Here is a 22,703-nt window from a genome sequence, read left to right as displayed (position 1 = left end):
CAACCCAACCAACAACATTTACGCCCGCATCCTCAACTCGTTGTAAGGACTCAACGGTTGCGGCTGCTACTCTTTACCGTTAACTTTTAGTAAGAGTACTACAGGTAATTTCGTCGTATCGTACATACGAACTTATAAACAAGCCATGGCCGCGCCCAGTGAATCTGGGCGCGGCCATGGCTTATTTGTTAAACTACTTTGGAAAAGGGATGAGAATAAAGTTCAGATTGGCTTATCTTGATTTTATTCGGCTGTTTAATTGACCGGGTTTGAGTAGAGGAGGGGTATAGTTTCTTTTAACAATTGTCAACACATACCAGTCGCACACCCCTTACTAATAGCGAAGTTGTCTACCCTAAATCCCTTAATGGAACAGCCCTATAGCAAGGGGCATTAAACGATAATGCCGACAGTTTGTCCGGTGTCCCTGAGTCACATACGTTCAGCGATCACCACTACTTTCTGTCATTTTTACGTTCCTAAAATCCTACTCATGAAACGGTTCACCTATCCCGCCTTACTCCTGACCCTTGGCCTGCTCAGCCTGACCGATAAACCCGCCACCACCGACTGGCCCGAATACAACGGCGGGCCCGATCGCAACCATTTTTCGCCCCTTACGCAGCTTAATCCCGGTAACGTTGCGGGCTTAAAAGTTGCCTGGGAATATGCCTCGGGCGGAGTCGATACGCTCAAAAATAATACCCAGATTCAGTGCAATCCGCTCATCGTCGACGGCGTGCTGTATGGTGTTTCAGCGGGATCGCAGGCCTTTGCGCTCGACGCGGCCACGGGTAAGGAGATTTGGAAAACGGCCTTCACCGACGATACCTTCGCCATGAATAGTCGTGGAGTTACGTACTGGACCGATGGACGGGAGGCTCGGATTTTCTTCGCCTACGGCTCGCTGCTCTATGCCCTCGACGCCCGAACGGGGAAACCGCTGCCCAGTTTTGGGAAAGGCGGAAAAATCAACCTGAAAGAGGGCCTGGCCCGCCCCGGAGCCGACGAGTATGTGGTGAGTAACACGCCGGGTGTCGTGTATAAAAATCTGCTCATCATGGGCCACCGCGTGTCGGAGATCGCCCCGGCCCTGCCCGGCGACGTGCGCGCCTACGACCTGCATACGGGGCGGATCGTCTGGACCTTCCACACCATTCCACACCCCGGCGAGTACGGGGCCGACACCTGGCCGAAAGACGGATACCGCAACTTCGGCGGAGCCAACAACTGGATGGGCATGGCCATCGACCGGCAGCGCGGCATTGTGTATGTGCCCACAGGAACGGCGGCATTCGATTTATACGGCAGCACCCGGCCCGGCCAGAACCTGTTCGGCAATAGCCTCATCGCCCTCGATGCAGCCACGGGCAAGCGACGCTGGCATTTTCAGACGATTCACCACGACATCTGGGACCGCGACATTCCGGCCCCGCCCAATTTATTCACCGTCGTTCATGGCGGAAAAAAGGTGGATGCCGTTTCGGTTTTATCCAAACAAGGGTTCCTGTTTGTCTTCGACCGGGTCACGGGGAAGCCGCTGTTCCCCATTGAAGAACGACCCATGCCCGCATCTACCGTTCCGGGGGAGAAAGCCTGGCCTACCCAGCCGATTCCCCTCAAACCCGCTCCTTTTACCCGGCAATCGTTTTCGGAAAGCGATATTAACGACTTTGTCACCGACCGCGACACGGTGCTGGCCCAGCTCCGGCGCTGGCAATCAGGGAAGGAGTTCATTCCACTCCCGCTGAGTCCTAACCGTACCGTGTTTTTCCCCGGCACCGACGGGGGCGCGCAGTGGGGCGGAGCCGCCGTGGACGAAGCTGGTATTATGTATGTTCCCGCCAAACAAATACCGGTCACTATGGGGCTGGTTCCGACACCCGCCGGTTCGGCGTCAGCTCAGGCCGTCGATCGCACTGGCAGCCAGCTCTACCAAACCCACTGTGCGTCCTGCCACGGTCAAAACCGGGAAGGCAGTCACGACGGAACCTATCCGACTCTGATGGGCATTTCTCAAAAACGCAACCCCACATCCGTGGCCCAGGTGCTGGCCAAAGGCCAGGGCATGATGCCTGCCTTCACCCACCTGAAAGAAACTGAGCGCAAGGCCATCGTGGATTTTCTGTTCGGCAAAACTACCTCCGTCGCCAGCAACGCGGGTCTGAACACGGCACCCTACCACCATACCGGGTTTACCCGCTGGTATGACCGGTCCGGGTATCCTGTGAGCCGCCCACCCTGGGGCACGCTGACGGCGATCGACCTGAATACGGGCGAACACCGCTGGCAAGTCCCGCTGGGCGAATACCCCGAACTGGTGGCGAAGGGAATCCCTCCGACGGGTACCGACAATTATGGCGCCCCGGCCGTTACGGCGGGCGGACTGCTCTTCATCGCTTCCTCCCGCGACGAGCTGATCCGGGCTTTCGACCGAAAAACGGGCCGTGAACTCTGGCGCGCCAAACTGCCCGCTGCGGGCTATGCATCGCCGAGTACCTACGCCGTTAATGGCAAGCAGTACGTGGTGATTGCCTGCGGGGGTGGCAAACTCAAAACAAAATCGGGCGATCGGTACGTGGCGTTTGCGTTGCCATAAACCGCTTCTTCGTCGTTCATAGGTTGTCTACCGTTTCATGAGAAACAGGAATCGGCCAGCTAGGGTTGGGCGCTACCCAACCCTCTTTTATCGGCCTATCCTACTTACTTTATTCCAGGGAGCTGTTTCCCTAAGATGGTATGGCGAACCATCCTGAATACGTGCTGCTTCGATTATAATTGGAGGTTTCAAGAGACGGATCTCATCTTAACTTGTTGCTCTTGTCGGGCTGGTTGCGATACGGGAGTCGAGTTCGTATTGCGGTGGCAACCCCAGGTAAGCGCGGAGGGTCTTTCCCTCGTGGCCGTCGTGGAAGAGGCCGCGTTCGCGCAGGACCGGGACGACGCGATCGACGAAGTCGGCGATCCCAGTGTGGAAGTTGTCGAATTTCGTCATGAAGCCGTCCGTTGCCCCGGCCTGGAACCAGCTACGCTGAGGAATGAATGATCGAGTTGGGCTAGCCCTCTCAACCGATGAAATTCGCTGATCGTTTTTATGCGTTGTATCGGCCGTTGTTGTATAGGATAAATTCAGGGCCTATTTTTCGTGTTGTTCTCAGCTTGACTGGTCATCTCGTCGGTACACGGGTTAAGCGTTCCCAATTGGCGAAAGAAAATTTTTCCTTGTCTTCCTGGCTTAAGTTGGTTGCTTCGACAAAGGTACGGGCCTCCCGGCCAGGCCGGTATTGGTAGGGATAATCAGTCGAAAAAAGGATACGGTCGATTCCGATAATGTCAACTGATCGTTGCAGGTACGAGGGACTGAACATGCCACTAGCCGTTACATACAAATTCTGGCGAATGTAATCAATAAACGGTTTGTCAAGCTTGGTGACTCGGTTCAGGGAAGCCAACCGTTCGGTGTAGAACAAAATCACTTCTCCCCAGTGGCCGAGGATGATTTGCAGATTAGGAAACCGGTCAAAGACCCCGGCTAATACTAACCGAACAAATTGGATACCCGCTTCGTAATGCCACCCAAGCCCAAACGTTGAAAAGGCCAGGTCCGTCAGCTCGTCAAATCCTGAATAGTAAACATCCCTGGCGGCTTTCTGTGGAATTTGGGGATGGATGAACAAGGGAACGCCGAGCGTTTGAGCGCATTCAAAGAGTTCCCAATAATCGGGATGGTCCAGATTTTTCTCTCGAGTTCGTCCGCACACCATCGCTCCTTTTAAGCCAAGATGCTTCACCGAACGGGTTAATTCGTTGGCGGCTTCTTTTGGCACGGCCATCGGCAAGGCGGCCAACCCTTGAAATCGTTCGGGCGTCTTTCTGACAATTTCCGCCACATAATCATTCGTCAATTTGGCGAGAGCTACACTATCAGGGCCTAGATTGTGTAAACTCGGACTGGTGAGCGAAAGTACCTGCACGTCAACGCCGGTTTCGTTCATCAATCGAAGACGCGTGTCGCCGATTTCATTTAAACGATTGCCGATCTCGCCGATATGTAATTTGTGAGTTGGGTCGTTGGGATCAGCAACGTTTTTCCACTCATCCTCGACGGCTTTAGTCAGAAAATGTTCTTCGATGGCGATTAGCTTCATGTTACATGGTCTTTTTTAGGAGCACAAAATTCGTTTCCATTTAAATAACAACTGTAGCCGAACACCAGCTTATTATAGTCGAAAAGAAAATGTGTGCTCTGAATAGAGCCACAAGATCCAGCACCAAACGACTTGCCGAGTTGTACCACTGGACAATGAACAGAATAGTAGGCAACTATTGTAAACGGCAGATGCTCACCAAACCCTCCTCAAAGTGAGATGAGGAGGGTATTTATGGTGCCTTCAATGAAACGGGCACTTCACAAGTATTTGGCCTAAGGTGGTATGCTTTGGCTAACAGAGTATATAGCTCCGCTATATCGACACTTGAGCAATTGTTTTTGAACTGAAACCATTTTCCTCACTTGACTGCCGAAGTATCTTTTTAGCTTTTTTACTGTCCTTTAGGTAAGCATCGAAAAAGGCTAATGTGTAGTGACACAAAGCCCAGTAACTATCCGTTTGATAGGAAGTAGTCGGCTTGATCGAAGCGTAGAAGGCCCAATAGGACGTGAACTCCGCATGGTCCAGTTTTTTAAGCCGGTATAAGTGCTTGTTAGTTGTTGCCAATGAACGAAAAAACGGGAAAGTAGACCAGTCCTCGTTTTGATTACTTAGATATAAGTAAGGCACAACTAATTTGGCCGGGTTGAAATCGCGTACGGTTTTGATAAAATCGTAATCCTGGTACTCGGTGCTGCCATCCCAGCAGGCCAATGCTTTTACAGTCGGATTGCGCATTTGATAGATGACATTAGCCATACCTCCCCAACTGAATCCAAACGTACCGATTCTAGACGTATCAACACTAGGGAGCCGGAAAGCCTGCGCCATGACGTATTCCATGTCCCTAACCTGAGCCATGATACCAGCGGTATCTTTGGTCATTGTTTGCCCTTGCTGACCGGCTGACGCGACGGAAATGATCACATAACCGTGGCTGGCTAAGTACTCACAGGCAATATGGTTTTGATTAGCTGGTTTGCTTAGCGAAGGCGCATAGATAATAACTGGAAACCGCCGATTGATAGGCGCTGCGTTATAAATCGCTTTGGTCGGTGCCTGTAATATATCCCATACGTTTATGGAAAGATTTTTCATGAACGTGGTGGCGTACTGGCGATAGCCCCCCACCATATTGGTACAAGACGCACTGACCTGGGCTGAATCGGCTAGAATAGACCCCTCGCGTTGAGTTTCTAACTCGATATACGTCCTATAGGACATGGGCTTATCGCTTGCTGCTTTCTGAGCAGGGTACCAAACATGCATAGATAAGGGTCGGTATGGTATGCCCCTGTCAGGCTTATAGCTTCGAATGCTATCATAGTGGAGCTCCGTTTTAAATCCAATCGGATAGGGTCCATAGTGGCCATTCTCAATTTGCCATTTAACCGGCTTAGAGATTGACCAGGAGATGATCAGACAGAATCCCAAGTACAGTACCTTGCCCATATAGAGGTTGTTTTTGGGGCAATATAACTATTTAATTAGTTATTAAACTAAAGATATAGTTATTAGTAACAATAATGGCATTCCGGGCTGTAAAAGTCATTAAATAGAAACTTGAAACGTGCTGAGTGCGAAGCCACCTTCGGATGCCCGCACGCTCTGATTGCGATGGACTTTAATTAATTCTCAGAGGGTATTTTGAAAAAGAATAATCTCATGAAAATACTCCTAAGTGAGAATAACAGTGGTTGATGGATTGTCTCAGATCATGGGTCCCTCTTGTCCTGTTTTTAGCGGATGGAGAAATTTCAACACGTATCTCTTCACTAACCACATGGTATTTCCTGAAATGAACTAGTAAAACGACACCAACAGTTAATTGAACCCTGCCCTGAATTGCAGCGGTGTCTGCTCGGTTTTGGCCTTGAACAATTTACTGAAGGATTGGGGATATTCGAACCCAAGGACGTAGGCGATTTCACTGACCGTTAAACTCGTAGTCGTCAATTTTTCTTTGGCCTCTTCGATAAGCTGCTCATGGATCAATTGTTGGGTCGTGCTACCCGTTAGTTGCTTCAAACAATCACTCAAGTATTTGGGCGATAGATGCAAGGCGTCTGCTACATAGTGAGCCGTGGGCAGGCCTTTGGGCTCTTCGGATTTGAAATAGTCGTAGAGTAACTGCTCAACCTTGTCGACGAGCTCGCTGCCGACGGCCTTTCGGGTGATAAATTGCCGGTTATAATAGCGATTACAATACGTCAGCAACAACTCAAGGCTAGCCATCCATACCTCCTGGCTGAACTGATCAATAGGCCGAATCGATTCTTTCTCCAGTTGGCCAAAAATGTGTTCGATTTCGCACTGCTCTTCTTCGGAGAGGATCAACGCTTCGTTGACGGCGTAGTCGAAATAACCATAGGTTTTTATTTTACTGCTCAGCGGAAACGTCCGCAGAAAATCGGGATGGACCGAGAGCTGCCACCCTTTTTTGGCCGGGGTAAAATCTTTATCCAGAAAGCTTACCTGCTTGGGGGCAAAGCAGGACATGACCCCTTCGTCAAAGTCAAATTGGCTTTGCCCATACTGGATCTTGCAAGGGCATTCTGTCTTTAGGGTTATCTGGTAGAAGTCTGTGATCAGCCGGGTACGTTGTTCGATCTTGATTTGGGGAACATCCTCGAACCTGATCAAGCTGATGAGCGGATGCTTCGATTTGGGGAGCTGCAATAACTGATGGAGCTGTGCGATCGATTGGATATGAACGGTTTCCGTCGTTTTCATGTCGGCAAGTTAGGGTTGCAACGCTAGTTTTTTACGATAGGAGCGGGCGATAGCACTGGTAATCATGGCATTTGGCAATAAGGCCAGCAGGCGGGATCCAAATCGGTTTCTGCTTCCCGATACATGAAAGGCTTTTTTTGCCGCCAGCGCGTTTACCAGTTCATCGGCAACATCTTCGGGCATTTGAACGGCAGCGGTATCATAATCAGCGCTGAGCCCAACCCCCTTCTCATTATTGATACCCGCTGCTTGATTAAAATTAGTCTTCGTCAATCCCGGTGAAAAAAGCATAACCTGGACATTGTAGGGTTTACATTCTTGAGTTAGTGCTTCGGTAAACGAACGGACAAACATTTTACTGGCCGCATAGGTGGCCATGTAAGGAACCGGCATAAAGGCCGCCATCGAAGCCACATTGATGATTGTGCCTTGCTGACGGGCTCTCATCGGTTGCAGGAAAAGATGCGTCATGGCGAGCAACGAAGCATTGTTGAGCTGCAGTAAGTCCAATTCCGATTGCAGCAACAGTTGGGCGAATTCACCTCCGGAGCCAATGCCTGCATTATTGATCAATAGATCAATTTCCCAGTTTTGCTTTTGAGTTTGTTCATAGATTTGGAAGGGTGCATTTGGCTGGGTTAGATCGGCCGCAATAAAGGGAGCCTGGATCTGGTATTGCGCTTGCAGTTGCTGGCTGATCTGGGCCAATTTCTCTTCATTGCGGGCCACCAGCACAAGGTTATGTTTATTTTGAGCCAGTTTTCTAACCAGGGCCTCGCCGATCCCGCCGGATGCTCCTGTGACTAGTGTGTATTTCATGTTGTGTTTTGCATCAAATTTGAGACGCAAAGTTCGATAGATATGCACCAGCCGACCGGAATCAAAAGTCGGTTGGTTGTATCCTAAAGTCGGGAAGAAATGGGGCGCGAAACGTCAATACTTATTTAGCCAGTTATCATACGACCAACGAGTACTAAAAAATTAAATGTTTTACAGAAGGCTTATTTTTTAGGTCTATCTATTTCAATCCGTCGCGTAGGCTATGTCGTGTACCTGCTAATATGACAATGCGACAAGTCTGTATAAGGCAGTACCGGCTATCAAGCCAAGCAATGCCCCGACTAAGACCTCCCATAAAGTATGCCTCCTTAACACCAGCCTGGAGCCGCCAATGAAGAGAGAGAAAACCCCCATCAGTAAGCCTAAAGGTTGATTGATACTATAGATCGCCCAAGTCAGAAAAAAGGAGAGCGATGTATGTAAAGACGCTTTGACATACCGGTTCACCCCATACGAACTGATCACCAACAGCAAAACGCAGGCTGTTCCATAGCAAAAAGGGCGGGGCTGATGAGTGGCAAACAGAAGGCCTGTCAACAGGGATATGGCCCCAATCAAGACGGGATAAAATTGAGCACGTTGCCGTTGATCGGACACATCAAAATTAGTGTATTGACCTCGCTTAACCTTTCGGTAATTATACCATGAGATCGGTAACACCACCCCACCCAATAGCCATGTGGAGATGATCATGGCATTCCTGATGGGTAACTGTAGGAACGTTACATAGAGGGCAAATAAAGTAATTGTAAGAAGGGGATGCCCCAGCATGGAGATTGCCTTTGATGCGCTAATGATAAAGGGGGAAACAGGTTTCATAAGTAAGCATCCGACGACTCAACAGGAGGAGGTAGTTTTTTGATCTTAAGCTGCTCTTCAAGTTCTTATGTTATCTAATCACCTATCGGATAGCCAATCTACAAAAACTTTAGTTTCAAGAATGAGATATCACAAATCGCTTCCTCCTGAGCCAAAAAGACGTTCAGGTATCTGCTTCTTATACAGAATGATTGAGCTGAAAGAGGACGTTGTAAAGCAGTACCCTTTGCTTCTGGCAATGCCGATCTGCTTAATCTTCAATGGGAGCGGCCAACGCTTCAGGAAACCCATGGGCGGCCAGCCGTTCGCACATGGCAATAGTCAGCGCAGTATCCAGGTAGGCATGTAAATACACCACTTTGCCCCAGCGCATTTTTATCACATGCACACCCTCATTCACATAATCTGAGCCATCGGCGGGGGTAGCCCGGTCAATCCACTCGACCGCAATGGTCGTGTTCCAGGGCCAGCCACTCACGGCTACATTCTGAATCTCGAAAGCCAGGCCAGGCGACAGACGAAACAGGCGTTGAAACCATTGGCGCATGGCGCCGATACTATGCCGGGTGCCACCCAGCGCGTGATGACCGCTGAACGTATGCGTGATGGCCGGTGAAATACTCTTGAGCACCTCTTCATAGTTGCCCCGATTCAGGTGCTCAAAACTCTGAAGGGCCAGCTTTTTCACGATTGAATGATACATGATTTCAGGCAGTTAGGGGGTGAAGAGGTAAGGACCGAGCAGCGGTTTTCCGACGCAGCAGGTGGCCTTTCCACAGCCAGAGGCCGGTTAGGCCCAAGCCGGGTATAACCACGATCTGCATCAGGAGGGTAAACCAGGCAAGGTGGTGCCACGGAGCGTATACATAGGTGCCGATAGCGGCTGCACAGAGCAGGTGAATCCACCGGGTCAGTTTGCGGAGTTGGGGAGTTTTCATGGGTTTGTGTCAGTTTCTTAAATGACTGATACAAAGATAAAAGGCCCCCGGAGCCCATGCATTGATGTATGGTAAGAAGCGAAATTGCCTATTTTTTCAGGCGGGCAACCTGTTGTTTAACCCGGCTTAAACTCTCTGGCGTTACACCTAAGTAGGTGGCAATCAAGTGCTGAGGCACTCGCTGGAGCAAGGCTGGCTCCTCCTGTAACAAGGCTAGATACCGGGTTTCCAGGTTGTGAAACTGAAAGTGACTCATCCGCCGATCCATCATCAGGTACGCATATTCGGCCATTAACCGACCGAATTTTTGCATTTGCGGGTACCGTTCGTATAAATCGTAAATGTCAGATCGGTAGAACGTTGTTACCTGGCAGTCGTCAATACATTCGAGGTAATAGTGAGAGGGTAAATCGGTTTTGAAACTGGCAAAGTCAGTTGCAAAGGCAAATGAATCGGGGAAGAAAAAGAAATACGTAATGTCTACCCCTTCCTGAATACGATACGACCGTATCGCGCCCTGGTGAATAAACTGCATCCGGTCGCAGACCTGGCCAGGTTCCAGCAGAATGCGTTTCTTTTCGTAGGTGGTTGGGTGAGCAATGGCGAGCACAGCCTCCCATACCTCATCAGAAAGGGGAACTAACTGGTTAAATGCCATCCGCATAGCAACCCAATCCTGCTGCATAATCCGTTAAGGTCCTACCTGCCGTTGATCTTATAGCCCAATTTATCAATCATTTCCCGAAATCAGAATTCTATAGCCAATACACTGCTTAGTTTTCCGAAAATGGCTCGATTGTTTTTTGAACTCGGAAGGCGTTTGATACCGCTACCTATGTGACTGATAGCCTCGAACAGATAGTAAAAAATCAGTGTCTTAAAAACCTCTTTCTGCAAGATTCAGCGGGCTTTCCACATGGCGATCCGGATTACCACTTTACATGCTGTGACACTTCAGCCTATAGGTATACTGATTTTCGAGTTCATCGACCGCCTTTAAGCGTTTTCAACTCAACGTAAAGAGGGCCATCTCCGATACGGCTGGCATAAGGAATTGGGCGAACATCAAATGCACAAGCCGTGGAGACCTTGACGCTACCTTCCGACCAGGCGTTGATAAACAATTTGCTTACCGCTGGGTTAAAATCCGGAGCTATACCAAGCAAAAACTCATAACTCGTTAATAAAATCAATAATGAAAATAGGAATCATTGGGGCCGGCTTCATCGGCAGTGCCCTGGCCCTTCGGCTCACTAGCCTCGGCCATTCAGTGGCTATTGCCAACTCGCGTGGCCCTGAAACGCTGGGTGAGGTGGCCCAAAAAACCGGCGCTACTCCCGTTACGTCCCATGAAGCGGCTCGCTACGGCGAAATCATCGTGGTGACCATTCCACTGAAAAACATTCCCGATCTACCCAAAGACTTGTTCGATGGCGTACCCGCTGAGGTGCCCGTCATTGATACCAGCAACTACTACCCTATGTTGCGGGATGGACACATCTCTGAACTTGAGCAGGGCGATCTGACCGAAAGCGAATGGGTACAGCAGCACCTGGGCCGGCCTGTGGTCAAGGTGTTCAACAATATCCTGGCCGACCACCTTGAAAAATTGGGACAGCCCGTCGGCTCACCCGATCGTATTGGGTTGCCAGTGGCTGGCGATGACCCGGCTGCCAAGCAAAAAGTAATGGCTCTGGTGGAGGAACTGGGCTTCGATGCCGTGGATGATGGTCGTCTGCATGAATCGTGGCGGCAACAGCCCGGCACACCCTGCTACGCAGCCGACCTATCGGCCAAGGAGCTACGGCAGCAGTTGGAAAGCCTGGGTACAGAGCGCACCCAGCAGCAACACGCGCAGTTTTTGGCCAACCACGCTGCTCTGGAAAAGCAAATGAAAGCTCAGGGCATCAAGCTGGACTAGCTTCTAACCCGCTCCCCTTAACACAAATAAGTGCTTGTAGGCGTATACCGACTTACATAAAAAGCCGCACTCAGTTCCTACTGGTGCGGCTTTTCAATGACACGATTTTGGGCTACAGGAAAGGATAAAGGGAATGAAAATCCAGTTTTGCGTTTTGTTTACATCTTGGATCGTGCCAGTCGCAATCGGACGATTAACTAAACGAGTTGAATAGAAAACCCTTCGTAAGTTTAAACGGCTGTCCACCTAAATCAGTCGCCTACGGAGGCTGATTAATTCAAAGAAGCCAACGTAATTGGCAACTACCTGGCCTTTATAAAAGACACATTTTGGTCTTAGTTTAGTCTTCAAAGAAATTAAAAGGCCGCTTTACGACTGATTTAATCCGTTACCTGAGACCTGCTCTACATAAGCAGAGTCGGCATTAGTTGGTATGGGGACCAACTCGATGGGGCGGATTCGCCAAAAAAACTACCATTAAACTCCTTCCCTTCTGTAAATCTACCAAGGGCCCTTGAGTGACCAGCTCATATCAATATCCGATTCTCCCCAAGGTGATCGACTGTACTTTTGACCCACTCATGGAGCCATCTTTCATGGACTGGTAATGGAATCAACTCCCCCTTCGTAATGACCAGCTTTCCTGATTCCGATAACGATCCAGCTTCTACTGGGATGAAATACAGACGATCTATTCTCAGGTAGTGATTCCTACTGCTTGGTTCTACTCCTCATCTGCTGGATAATCTAATCGCTGAGGTTTTGCATTTTTTTCATCCTGCGTGCCCCTCCATAAACTGTGTAGCCGTTTTGTGCCAAATAAATGATCGTTGTCTTGCCAGTTCCTGTCGAAGCGCCAGTTACTGAGACTGCTCTTTATGTCTATAAATCGGTAGAATGCCTGGATACATTTCATTCAAATGAATGAATGTTTAGTGTTTCTTTTTATCACTTTATATATACTTTTACCCTAAAATCGGTCGATTACGCTGAGCGAATAAATTTGTACAAAGGAATCTAGCCGTAAACGCTTCTTGGCTTTTAAACAAAGGTCTGATTGTCTTGCTGAGGTATCACAAGCATCCACTTAAGCAGAGGATTGATTGAACCTGCAAATAGGCTGTTTACTTACCTTTTCAGAAAAATACGTTGAATGCGCTTTCTTTGTTTGGTATTCTGGTTACAGCCTTTTTTTAGCCTCGCTCAACTTAAGGGCTGGCAGGAAATTACCATATCCGAAGGCTTGTCGCAAGGCATGATCTATGATCTCAAACAAGATCATAAGGGCTTCATCTGGGCAGCTACCAAAGACGGTCTGAATCGCTATGACGGCTATAATTTCACCGTTTTTACACACAATGCCTATAACAAGTACAGCCTGTCATCTAATGCCTGTTCCACCTTACTGGTTGATCGTCATGGGCGCTTGTGGGTAGGAACCTTGAACCGGGGACTCAATCTATATGATGAGCGAACGCAACGGTTCTACCCGATCGATATGAGTGATCCGGCCTATCCCGATGCAGGAAATTATGAGATTAACCTGTTGGCAGAAGATCCGGAAGGCAACATCTGGGTAGGTACCAGCCAGAATAAACTGGTTAAAATAACCTTGTCTGATTCGCTACGGAACGGTTTTCCCCAGCAGGCTGATGCTACGCCCCAGGTTCGATTTAGCCGATTTTCATTTCCGTTACATGGCGTAAGCGGTGGTAGTGCCCCAACGCGGATTAGCTTTCATGGTAATGGCCAGGCGGTGGTGAGTGCGGCCAGAGAGCTATACACACTGAATTGGCGGAAGCCGCAACCTGCCAGCTATTCGCAAATCAAACGCTTTGGGGCATTGGCCACACTGTTTGAGGCAACACCAGATGGGCAACAACCTGACTACTGGTTTGGATTCAGTGCGGATACACTCGTTGGCTGGCAACAGACGAAACGAAAGGTGATCAGGATGCCACCGACAAAAAACGACAATGTATATCTGGATAAACTTGATGACCATACTGTAGCTGTGGCAACGCCAGACTTTTTGTGGCTTTTGTCGCCTGCTCAACTCTATGCACAGGATAACCTGTCGGCCCGCAATGCGTTTGCCATTATGCCGCCGAATCTGTTTGCCATTACCAAACTCCTCATTGACCGAACGGGCAATATCTGGGTAGGTACGGCAGGCTATGGTCTGCGTAAATTTAGTCCCCGTATCAAGCAATTTAAAGCTTACCTGCCCAACCTCTCTCTCTCGTACTTATTTCAGGATAAACAGGGGCAGACTTATGTGCGGAGCCAGTTCGACTTTGGACGGCTAGATCGCTCCACCAATCGCCGAATTCCTATTCTACAGAAAAGCGGCATACCGGTAGAGGACCGGCCAGCTTACATCATTCAGGATCATAAGGGGTTTTTCTGGGCATCTATGGCTAACGATCAGGCCGATCCTCCGGCTCATCGACTCGTTAAGTTTTCCACGAATTGGCAACAAATCAAGACCTACTTGCTGCCGCCTGGCATTGCCTTCGGTTTATACGGGAACCAAACCCGGGAAGACAAAGCCGGCCATCTCTGGATCGGGGCGATGCATGGGAAGCTCGTAAAGTTCGACCCGGCGACAGAAACCTTTACCGTTTTTTCTTACCAGCGTTTGCTGCCCAGGCAGGCCGCCGAAACAGAGACCTACTCCCTGTATTTCGATGGGGCCGGTACGGGCTGGATTGGTACACAGAGTGGTCTTATCCGGGTCGATCATCTGCAGTCAACGCCGTCTTTTACGATTTATAAAAACGATAGTACTAAACCTGAAAGCCTGAGCAACGATTTTGTGTCAAGCACGATCGACGATCCTGATCGGCCAGACAACTACCTTTGGATCAGTACGAAAGGGGGCGGGCTGGATCGGCTCGATAAACAAACAGGGCAGTTCCGGCATTTCACCGAAGCCCAGGGTCTGCCCAACAAAGTGGTCTATGGTATTCTGACAGATGAGTTTAAAAATCTCTGGATAAGTACCAATCGGGGCCTGGCTCAGTTTAATCCCCGCACATTCAGGTTTCGTAAGTATACCAAAGCGGATGGGCTTCAGGATGACGAATTTAATACGGGTTCGTTTCTTAAAACTGTATCTGGCGAGCTGCTCTTTGGGGGAGTAAACGGGTTGACAGCGTTTCAGCCCAGAGACGTAGTGACTACGGCTGCCAGATCGGCTCCTCAGGTTCATATCATTGGGCTGAAAATCAATAACGAAGCCGTTGCTGTGGGTGCCGCTAACAGCATTTTACCGGAAAGTATTGAGGATACCCGACAACTCGAGTTGTCGCATACCCAAAACTTACTGACCCTGGAATTTGCGTTGACGGACTATACTAATTCGGCTAAAAATCAATATCGATACCGGCTGGCTGGTATCGATCAGAACTGGGTAGAAGCTGGCACTAACCGCTTCGCCAACTATGCCCAATTGCCCAGTGGCACCTATACATTTGAGCTGCAAGGCTCTGCCAATGGGGAGATTTGGAGCAAAGCTGTCCAGTTGACCATTCAGATTCATCCGCCCTATTACCGTACCTGGTGGGCTTATCTACTTTATTCCTTTGTACTGCTGCTGGTTGGCTGGCAACTGTACCAGTTCCAGAAACAACGATGGTTGTTGCAGCAACAGGTAACGCTTGAGCAAAAAGAGGCCAGTCGATTAGCAGAGCTCGATGCACTTAAAACCCAGTTCTTTACCAATATTTCCCACGAATTTCGGACTCCTTTAACCTTGATCCTGAGCCCCATCATGGATCTGAAACGTAAACTGCCCACCGAACCGGTACTGGAGATCATGGAGCGTAACGGGAACCGGTTGCTGAATCTGATCAATCAGTTACTCGACTTAAGCAAGCTTGAGGCCAACCAGTTAAATCCCCAACCCGAACCGGGTGACCTGGCGGTGTTTCTATGGACACTGACCAGATCGTTTTCCTCCCTGGCTGAGAGCCGCCGGATTCAATTTTCCTTTACCCAGAACGCTGACAGTTGGTGGACCGAATTTGACCACGATCGAATCGAAAAAATAGTGACCAACCTGCTGTCAAACGCCATTAAGTTTACTCCCCCCGGCAAGCAGGTTCAGATGCGGGTTGACTATCCTCTATTGAGCGATTCGGCAGAGGTAAGGATCTCTGTTGACGATTCCGGTATTGGTATTGCTCCTGATCAGCTGCCGCACATCTTCGAGCGTTTTTATCAGCGGTCATCCGATTCGGCCGACGGACAGATGAATCGTGCCTATGAGGGTACAGGTATTGGGTTGGCCTTGGTGAAGGAACTCGTTCGGGTACTGGGCGGAGAGGTAAGCGTAACCAGTACGTTGGGGGAAGGAACAACCTTCACCATAGGGCTGCCCATGACGATCCTGGTTAAATCAGCCGGAATACCCCTGTCGGTGGATAGTAGAATAAGCCAACTCGCCCAATTGAACCTGCCAACATCAGTAAGCGACTTAGCGGTATCCACGGCGAGCGTCCAGCCTGGTACGGAAAATAGCCTGCTCATCATCGATGATAATGCCGATATCCGGATGTATGTGCGCCATATTTTTGAAAATGAGTACCAGATTATCGAAGCCATGGATGGGGTAGAAGGGCTGGAGCGGGTGACGGAGATGGTTCCTGACATTGTCATTTGTGATCTGATGATGCCCCGGCTTGATGGTTTCGGTTTTTGCCGAGCCCTGAAAACCCAGGAAGCCACCAGCCATATTCCCGTGGTGATGCTCACGGCCAAAACCACGCCTGGAGATCGGATCACGGGCTTCGAACTAGGTGCTGACGATTACCTGACCAAACCCTTCAATCAGGCTGAACTCCGTGCCCGGGTACGCAACCTGATTGAAAAGCAACAGCGGTTATTCCGGCGTGTAGTAACGGACAACTCTATTCCGCTTCCTACCAAAGGGACTGCTGAAGCGGTTAACGTTGTTTTACCGGTTAGTGAGCAGAAATTTCTCGACCGACTGTCGGTCGTAGTCCATCAGCACCTGAGTGATCCGGACTTCTCTGTCGAAATGCTTGCCGAAGGTGTCAACATGAGTCGGACACAGCTACACCGAAAACTAAAGGCAGTTACCAACCTGACCGCTACCCTGTTTATCCGCGATATTCGGCTGGCAAAAGCTGCGGAGTTGCTGCATGCCGGAGAGTACAGTGTGACTCAGGTTGCCTATGCAGTCGGGCTTGATAATCTCTCTTACTTTGCCCGCGTATTTCAGGAGCGCTACGGGGTATTACCCTCTCAGTATGGTAAATCAGCCACAGCCCTGACAAACTCACAACGCAATGGTCTTTCAAAAACAACCTGATTTCAGCTGCTTTTTCAGTAAAATGAAACGTGAGTGTTAATTATTGAAACGTGAGTGTCAGCGATTAAATGGGAATTGGCGGTACTTGCATCCGTATTTAACGAGCATTTCGTTGCCTGGATCGATCCGCGTTGGAGTAGATCGTCAGGTGGTTCGGGAGGCTGTCGTTACGTGCCCTCTAGTACCAAAATCTAACCCATATTTACTTTATGACTTCACTGTTTACGTACGTTCAGAAGCTGTATGCTACTGGACACAGTCTTTTTATTGGCCTCCTTTGTTTGTTGGGTTGCCAAACCGTCGTTCTTGGTCTGTCACGACCGACTGGCCACAGCACCATTGATGAGACGATAAAAATCAGATCCGGCGTCAACCAACCAGCTGTAGCGGTCTTCTCACCTACACGATCCGTAGCCACATCCTCGTCACCAGGTTCTGTTTCTGTAATTGACGCCAACAAGTGCTATCGGCTGGTCTCCCGACTTAGTGGAAAAGTGCTGGCCGTCAGCGGCACGGCCCAGAATGACGGCGACAAGCTGACTCAGCAAACCGATGCCACCAAACTTACCCAGGGCTGGCGCTTCACAGCCACCGACGCAGGCTACTACAACATCCAGGGGTTGTCTACCCAGAAAGGTATTCAGGTAGCCAGTGGCTCGACGGCCGATGATGCCTTGCTGGAGCAGTGGACCTATTGGGGGGGCGCTCACCAGCAGTGGCGGTTGGTGCGCAATGGTGAGGGTTATTTCAGCCTGCTCAACCGCAACTCGAACAAGGCCATCACGGTTCGGTCCGGAAGTGTGGCCGAGGGTGGGCCGATCAGTCAGATGACGCTGGGAACGGGTCCGGAACAGCAGTGGAGTATTGAGGAGCGTAGCTGTACGACCACCGCCACCGCCACCAATCAGGCGCCCGTAGCTGTGGCCACAGCTACCTCCTTAACGGGCACTTCGCCCTTGAGCGTGACCTTTACGGGCAGCAAATCCTACGACCCCGACGGTGATCCCATCACCTACGAATGGAACTTTGGCGATGGGAGTAGCTATTCTGCCGAAGCCAACCCTGTGAAGGTATTCACGGCAAAAGTCGGTAGCCAGGGAATCGGTCTGGTTCTTAACTATACGGTTCAGTTAACCGTTATCGACAGCAAGGGGCTGCGAAGTCCGGTCCAGGCTTTTTCGGTCAAGCTCAACAATAGCAACCCAACGGTTCAGATCACCAGTCCGGTCAATACCACCAAATACGCCCTCGACAAGAGTACCAGTTATACGCTGGCTGCTACCATTACCAATGCAGGTTCTACTAATTCTATCCTGTGGAAGGTAAAATTGCGCCGTGGTAACAGTGAACAGCTAGTGACAACTCGGTCGGATAACAATCCGGTCATTGATATCTCGCCGGTGGGCTGCGATGGAGTGGATACGTATTACCTGATTACACTAACCGTGACTGGCGCTGGCGGGACAGGGTCGGCCCAGGATTCGGTTAAGATTTACCCTGATTGCAACTCGCCTAAATTGACCGTTACCGGGTTGACGGCTACAACGCTCAGTAGCAGCAGTGTGCGGCTTAACTGGACGAACTCCGCCCTTCCCTTCGACAAGGTGCTGGTTGTGGGTCGCACTGGTTCGGGTCTGACGGACATTCCCCTTGAGCCTACTTATACCGCCAATACCAGCTTCACAGGCAACGGTTCTGATTTACCCGGGGGCGGCAAGGTACTCTATCAGGGCACATCGAACTCCGTGGTGGTAACTGACCTGACAGCTGGGCAACTCTATTCTTTCCGGGTATATGCCCACGCTGGCAACGGCTGGTCGGGTGGGGTGGAGGTGAATGCGACCCCGGCAGGGGTTACCGCCAACCGTCCGCCCGTGGTCGTGGCTACAACTACTTCGTTAACGGGTACATCGCCCCTGAGCGTGACATTTACGGGCGACAAATCCTATGACCCCGACGGCGATCAGCTTTTCTATGAATGGGCGTTTAGTGATGGCACGTACTTGAACATAGCCAATCCGGTGAAGACCTTCACGACACAAGTAGGACAGCATGGCTCAGGTTCTATCACGAGATTTACCGCTCAACTCACAGTAACCGATAGCAAAGGGCTGCGGAGTACCAGCCAGGTATTCAACATCTCGCTCAACGATTCACCAGGTTCTGTTTCGGTGGTTGACGCCAACAAGTGCTATCGGCTGGTTTCCCGACTTAGTGGAAAAGTGCTGGCCGTCAGCGGCACGGCCCAGAATGACGGCGACAAGCTGACTCAGCAAACTGATGCCACCAAACTTACCCAGGGCTGGCGCTTCACAGCCACCGACGCAGGTTACTACAACATCCAGGGGTTGTCCACCCAGAAAGGTATTCAGGTAGCCAGTGGCTCGACGGCCGATGATGCCTTGCTGGAGCAGTGGACCTATTGGGGGGGCGCTCACCAGCAGTGGCGGTTGGTGCGCAATGGTGAGGGTTATTTCAGCCTGCTCAACCGCAACTCGAACAAGGCCATCACGGTTCGGTCCGGAAGTGTGGCCGAGGGCGGGCCGATCAGTCAGATGACGCTGGGAACGGGTCCGGAACAGCAGTGGAGTATTGAGGAGCGTAGCTGTACGACTGGAGCCAGAGTGGGTGCTATGGAAGCGGGGGTGGCGTTCAACGTGTGGCCTAACCCGGCCAGCGACCATGTGTTAATCGATTTAAGTCCCGCCATCGGCCAGCCTATGGGTCTGCAATTAAACGATCTCATGGGCCGTGCATTCGTGCAGACGCAGTTGGAGGCCGCTCCTGCGGAGCCCTACCGCATCAACACGAGTCAATTACCTGACGGCCTGTACCTGATTCAGCTTAGGCCTGCCGGGCAAGTGCCAAGTACGGTGCGGCTGTTAATAAAGCACTAACAAATAATGTAGGCTTCAGACTAAAACCAGAGCCTGCATCATGAGTATTTTCTAAATAAAAATCAGTCCCAAGAAACTCTGTTTTTTTAAACAGAGTTTCTTGGGACTGATTTTTTAATAACTATCCACGTCAATACGTAGCTATAGCGCCTGTAAGAACGGCACAGGCTCCATTTAGCCAGGTAGTAGTTATGTGCCTTATCCAGTGCTCAGTTTAGTGGCGCATGACTGAACCAAGCAGCAATATGAGTGAAAAGAGTACTGTGTATGCTATTTACAAGGTTTTAACTAAATGAAAGCAGGTCGCTGTGTTCATAAAATGTAATTTAGCGCCTGTCAACTAACGTAACCGGCTCATGATGAAAAGTATCACTAAAATAATAACCTCCTTAGTGCTTGTTGTCAGTGCACTACTTTTGTCTGGCCAGGCGAAGGCACAGTTTCAGGCTAATGTGACGGGTAACTATCTAGCGCCAACTGAATCAGGCTCTTCTTTCTCCGATGGTGTGTGGGGGGGTGGAGTTACACTACGCTACTTCCTGAGCCCAAATTTGGCCGTTGGCGTAAACGGCCGATATTTCACCACTAAGAATTCGGCTAGTTTCGATTTAGGTCCTGGACCCGGAGTTGTTGGATCTGCCAAAGCCTCTGCGAACCTCCTCATGGTGACCGGCCAGGCCGAGTACTTTTTCTCTACGTCAGCTTTGCGACCCTATGTTGGCGTAGAAGCTGGCTTGTACAGGGCCGCTGCCCGCGCTGAAATTAGCAACGGCTACCAGACCTTAAAATTTTCAGACAGCAATAGCAATTTTGGCGTTGCCCCTAAAGTAGGCTTGCAATATGCCATTTCACCTGCCTTCGGCGTAAATGCCGATGCGGGTTATCATATCGTTTTTAGCGATGGTGAAACGGGGAAGTCGCTTTTGCTCGGAGCAGGCGTCTACTTTATGTTTAGCCAGAGATAGAAAAGCAAAAACGTGTATCATAGCTAATAGGGCAAATTTCGTCTAAAATCATCGAACCCTTCCCAACATTTACGGATCAATAAGGCCGTAATTGCCGGGAAGGGCTCGATGATTTTGGGGGCTCTACGACTTAGCGGGCTAACTTAACACCCCGGCCCGCGACTCGGCCAAAATAATAGTTGACGCCAATTTTCAGGCGGCCACCTTTACCCCGGCTAACGGTTGGGTCAATTTTATTATAAAAGCTACTTTCATACGACACCTCGGCGCCCAGCCGGTGCAGAATCCAGGCCATGACACCAATTTCCAGACCAACGCTGGTGTATTTGTATTTTGTGTCGGCAGGCGTGTTTTCCGAAAACTCGCGACCGCTGTTCAAACTGGCACCAATGAAACTACTGATGCGCGTGCGAAAGGGATAATAACGGGCGAATGCACCCACTTGTCGGGAGTGGTACTTGTTGCCCACGAGCCGGTCAGCGTCATAGCGTAAGCCAGCCGCAAAACCTGGTTGAAAGAAATAGCCAAGGCGTGTATTTATACCCAGATAAACTTGCCCGCTGGTTGCCCCCATACCAAGACCTCCACCCAGGAAAAGGTTGTTGGGTTCAAACCAACTCAGTTGATTGGCCTGCTGATAACTGATGGATTTATTGATTTCCTCGTCCATCTTTTCGCTGGCCTGGTCTGCTTTTTGCCGAACATCCCGTTTCGTTTGCTCATCAATAAGCGGCCGTCCATTTCTGCTCGAATCAGACCTATTTTGGGCTACAGCACAAAAACTTAGGCCAGTCAGTAGCGTTACAGTTGTAAGGAGTTTCTTCATCATCGTTGAGTTAATACCATAAAAAACATCGTTGTATTAACCACGAAGCCTGGATAAGGTTTGTCGATGATGGAGACTGCGTGAAAATGGACCAAAAAATAACACCTTCCCAAAACGGAAAAGGCGTTATAAGAAAGCGACAAATGATGAGCCCTTTATTTTTGTAACTGCTCGATCAGAGAGCCGATCTGCTCAGCGGATACGGCGGGAAAATTGGCGATCCGAATCTGTGAATCTTTAAACTTTCCATAGCCACTGCCAACGATCATGTTTGCTGATTTGGCGGCCGAAATAACATCGGCCGATGACAAGGGCTTATCGTCCGATCCAACATTGGCCACGATGACCGTTTGGGAACGATGGCGTTCCTGCTTGACAAAAGAGCTGTAATTTGCCGAACTGTCCAGAAATTTATACAACATCCGGGCTTTCTCTTCGGTCTGCTTGCGGATGGTGTCGATGCCGATCCGGTTAAAGTCTTCAGCGATTTTGCCGAGTATATAAATGTACAAAACGTTCGGTGTAGCGGGTGTCTCAAACGTTTTATAATGCTTCCACAGCATGGGAAGTGTGTTGTGCGCTCCAATAGTCATCGCATCGTTTTTTTGTAAACGTTCGGCTTTGGCCAGACAAGCCTGGTTGGCAATCCAGACACCCAGACCGGCGGGCATGCCAAACGCCTTCTGAACGGAGAAAAACGCCGAGTCGATCAAACTGAAGTCCAGGTCCGGAAAAGGAGCCGACGAAACAGTATCGACACAAAAAAGCTTCTTGGGGTATTTGCGCTTGAGTTTATGCATCTCGGCAGGCCGCATCTGTACGCCCGACGAGGTTTCGTTATGCGTGAGGCAGACTAGCTCGGCATAAGCAGGGACCTCGATTTCAGCCGCGTCGAACCCTTCACCGAATGGCTTTTCCAGAATGTGGGCGTGCTTGTTGAGGGCATTGGCGTAGTCATAAAATTTTTGCGAGAACGAGCCATTGACCAAATGAAAGCTCTCATGTTCAACACAGTTCAGCAATACACGTTCCCACACTTCCGAAGCTGAGCCCGTAAAGAAAATACCGTGTGTAGCGGGAATGGTCAGCAGCGTACGCAGTTGCTCATCAGCAAACTTATAAATGTCCCGAAACCGCTGACTCCGGTGCGAAATAGAGCCGATCTGTTCATCCATTGCCTGTTGCAGATGCTGGTAGAACGTCGGGTAGAGTTCGGCCGGGCCGGGCGTGAAGTACGTGTTTTTCATAGGTCAATGGTTGAATGATAAAATGATT

The 22,703-nt window shown here is 50.0% G+C and carries 15 protein-coding genes and 1 pseudogene; 5 read left to right on the top strand and 11 right to left on the bottom strand.

Annotated elements, in window-relative coordinates; genetic code table 11:
* Positions 1 to 493: 493 nt before the first annotated feature.
* Positions 494 to 2,599, top strand: coding sequence for an outer membrane protein assembly factor BamB family protein (locus ACYVAM_RS31295; protein WP_461074094.1), 2,106 nt, complete (start codon positions 494 to 496; stop codon positions 2,597 to 2,599).
* Positions 2,600 to 2,806: 207 nt separating this feature from the next.
* Here ACYVAM_RS31295 and ACYVAM_RS31290 read toward each other — a convergent pair whose 3' ends face one another.
* The 9 genes from ACYVAM_RS31290 to ACYVAM_RS31250 all read right to left on the bottom strand — a co-directional run bounded on the left by ACYVAM_RS31290 (position 2,807) and on the right by ACYVAM_RS31250 (position 10,166).
* On the bottom strand, positions 2,807 to 2,995 hold the full coding sequence (locus tag ACYVAM_RS31290) for a hypothetical protein (RefSeq protein ID WP_461074093.1): 189 nt from the start codon (positions 2,993 to 2,995) through the stop codon (positions 2,807 to 2,809).
* 172 nt (positions 2,996 to 3,167) lie between these two features.
* Positions 3,168 to 4,148 carry an amidohydrolase family protein gene (locus tag ACYVAM_RS31285; RefSeq protein ID WP_461074092.1) on the bottom strand — a complete coding sequence of 327 codons (981 nt, stop codon included), beginning with the start codon at positions 4,146 to 4,148 and terminating at the stop codon, positions 3,168 to 3,170.
* Between the two features lie 315 nt (positions 4,149 to 4,463).
* Complete coding sequence (locus ACYVAM_RS31280) at positions 4,464 to 5,420, bottom strand: poly(ethylene terephthalate) hydrolase family protein (RefSeq protein WP_461074091.1); 957 nt, start codon at positions 5,418 to 5,420, stop codon at positions 4,464 to 4,466.
* A 555-nt stretch (positions 5,421 to 5,975) separates the two neighbouring features.
* Positions 5,976 to 6,884 carry a helix-turn-helix domain-containing protein gene (locus ACYVAM_RS31275; RefSeq protein ID WP_461074090.1) on the bottom strand — a complete coding sequence of 303 codons (909 nt, stop codon included), beginning with the start codon at positions 6,882 to 6,884 and terminating at the stop codon, positions 5,976 to 5,978.
* A gap of 9 nt (positions 6,885 to 6,893) precedes the next feature.
* Positions 6,894 to 7,703 (bottom strand): SDR family NAD(P)-dependent oxidoreductase, encoded by an 810-nt coding sequence (locus ACYVAM_RS31270; protein WP_461074089.1) that lies wholly within the window; start codon positions 7,701 to 7,703, stop codon positions 6,894 to 6,896.
* Positions 7,704 to 7,940: 237 nt separating this feature from the next.
* Complete coding sequence (locus ACYVAM_RS31265) at positions 7,941 to 8,543, bottom strand: phosphatase PAP2 family protein (RefSeq protein WP_461074088.1); 603 nt, start codon at positions 8,541 to 8,543, stop codon at positions 7,941 to 7,943.
* A gap of 250 nt (positions 8,544 to 8,793) precedes the next feature.
* Positions 8,794 to 9,246 carry a nuclear transport factor 2 family protein gene (locus tag ACYVAM_RS31260; RefSeq protein WP_461074087.1) on the bottom strand — a complete coding sequence of 151 codons (453 nt, stop codon included), beginning with the start codon at positions 9,244 to 9,246 and terminating at the stop codon, positions 8,794 to 8,796.
* Positions 9,247 to 9,250: 4 nt separating this feature from the next.
* Entirely contained in the window at positions 9,251 to 9,481 is a 231-nt protein-coding gene (locus tag ACYVAM_RS31255; protein ID WP_461074086.1) for a hypothetical protein, read from the bottom strand.
* Between the two features lie 88 nt (positions 9,482 to 9,569).
* The gene (locus tag ACYVAM_RS31250; protein ID WP_461074085.1) at positions 9,570 to 10,166 is read right to left on the bottom strand and encodes a Crp/Fnr family transcriptional regulator; all 597 of its coding nucleotides are present in this window, start codon (positions 10,164 to 10,166) and stop codon (positions 9,570 to 9,572) included.
* Positions 10,167 to 10,658: 492 nt separating this feature from the next.
* On the opposite strand from ACYVAM_RS31250, the pseudogene ACYVAM_RS31245 reads away from it, so the two are divergent.
* From ACYVAM_RS31245 to ACYVAM_RS31230, 4 genes and pseudogenes are all read left to right on the top strand, one after another.
* Positions 10,659 to 11,402 (top strand): annotated as a pseudogene (locus tag ACYVAM_RS31245) (NADPH-dependent F420 reductase); the annotation flags it as partial.
* 1,153 nt (positions 11,403 to 12,555) lie between these two features.
* Entirely contained in the window at positions 12,556 to 16,740 is a 4,185-nt protein-coding gene (locus tag ACYVAM_RS31240; RefSeq protein ID WP_461074084.1) for a hybrid sensor histidine kinase/response regulator transcription factor, read from the top strand.
* A gap of 209 nt (positions 16,741 to 16,949) precedes the next feature.
* Positions 16,950 to 19,637, top strand: a complete 2,688-nt coding sequence (locus tag ACYVAM_RS31235; protein WP_461074083.1) for an RICIN domain-containing protein — start codon at positions 16,950 to 16,952, stop codon at positions 19,635 to 19,637.
* 356 nt (positions 19,638 to 19,993) lie between these two features.
* Positions 19,994 to 20,602: an OmpW family outer membrane protein gene (locus ACYVAM_RS31230; protein ID WP_461074082.1), complete on the top strand. Its 609-nt coding sequence runs from the start codon at positions 19,994 to 19,996 to the stop codon at positions 20,600 to 20,602.
* Between the two features lie 130 nt (positions 20,603 to 20,732).
* Here ACYVAM_RS31230 and ACYVAM_RS31225 read toward each other — a convergent pair whose 3' ends face one another.
* Positions 20,733 to 21,431: a hypothetical protein gene (locus ACYVAM_RS31225; RefSeq protein WP_461074081.1), complete on the bottom strand. Its 699-nt coding sequence runs from the start codon at positions 21,429 to 21,431 to the stop codon at positions 20,733 to 20,735.
* Between the two features lie 152 nt (positions 21,432 to 21,583).
* A complete protein-coding gene (locus ACYVAM_RS31220) occupies positions 21,584 to 22,675 on the bottom strand; it encodes an aminotransferase class V-fold PLP-dependent enzyme (protein ID WP_461074080.1) in 1,092 nt (363 codons plus the stop codon).
* Between the last annotated feature and the right edge of the window lie 28 nt (positions 22,676 to 22,703).

It is taken from the genome of Spirosoma horti (assembly GCF_054776595.1).
Note: the sequence above shows the minus strand (reverse complement) of the source record. Positions and strands in the feature narration are given on the sequence as shown.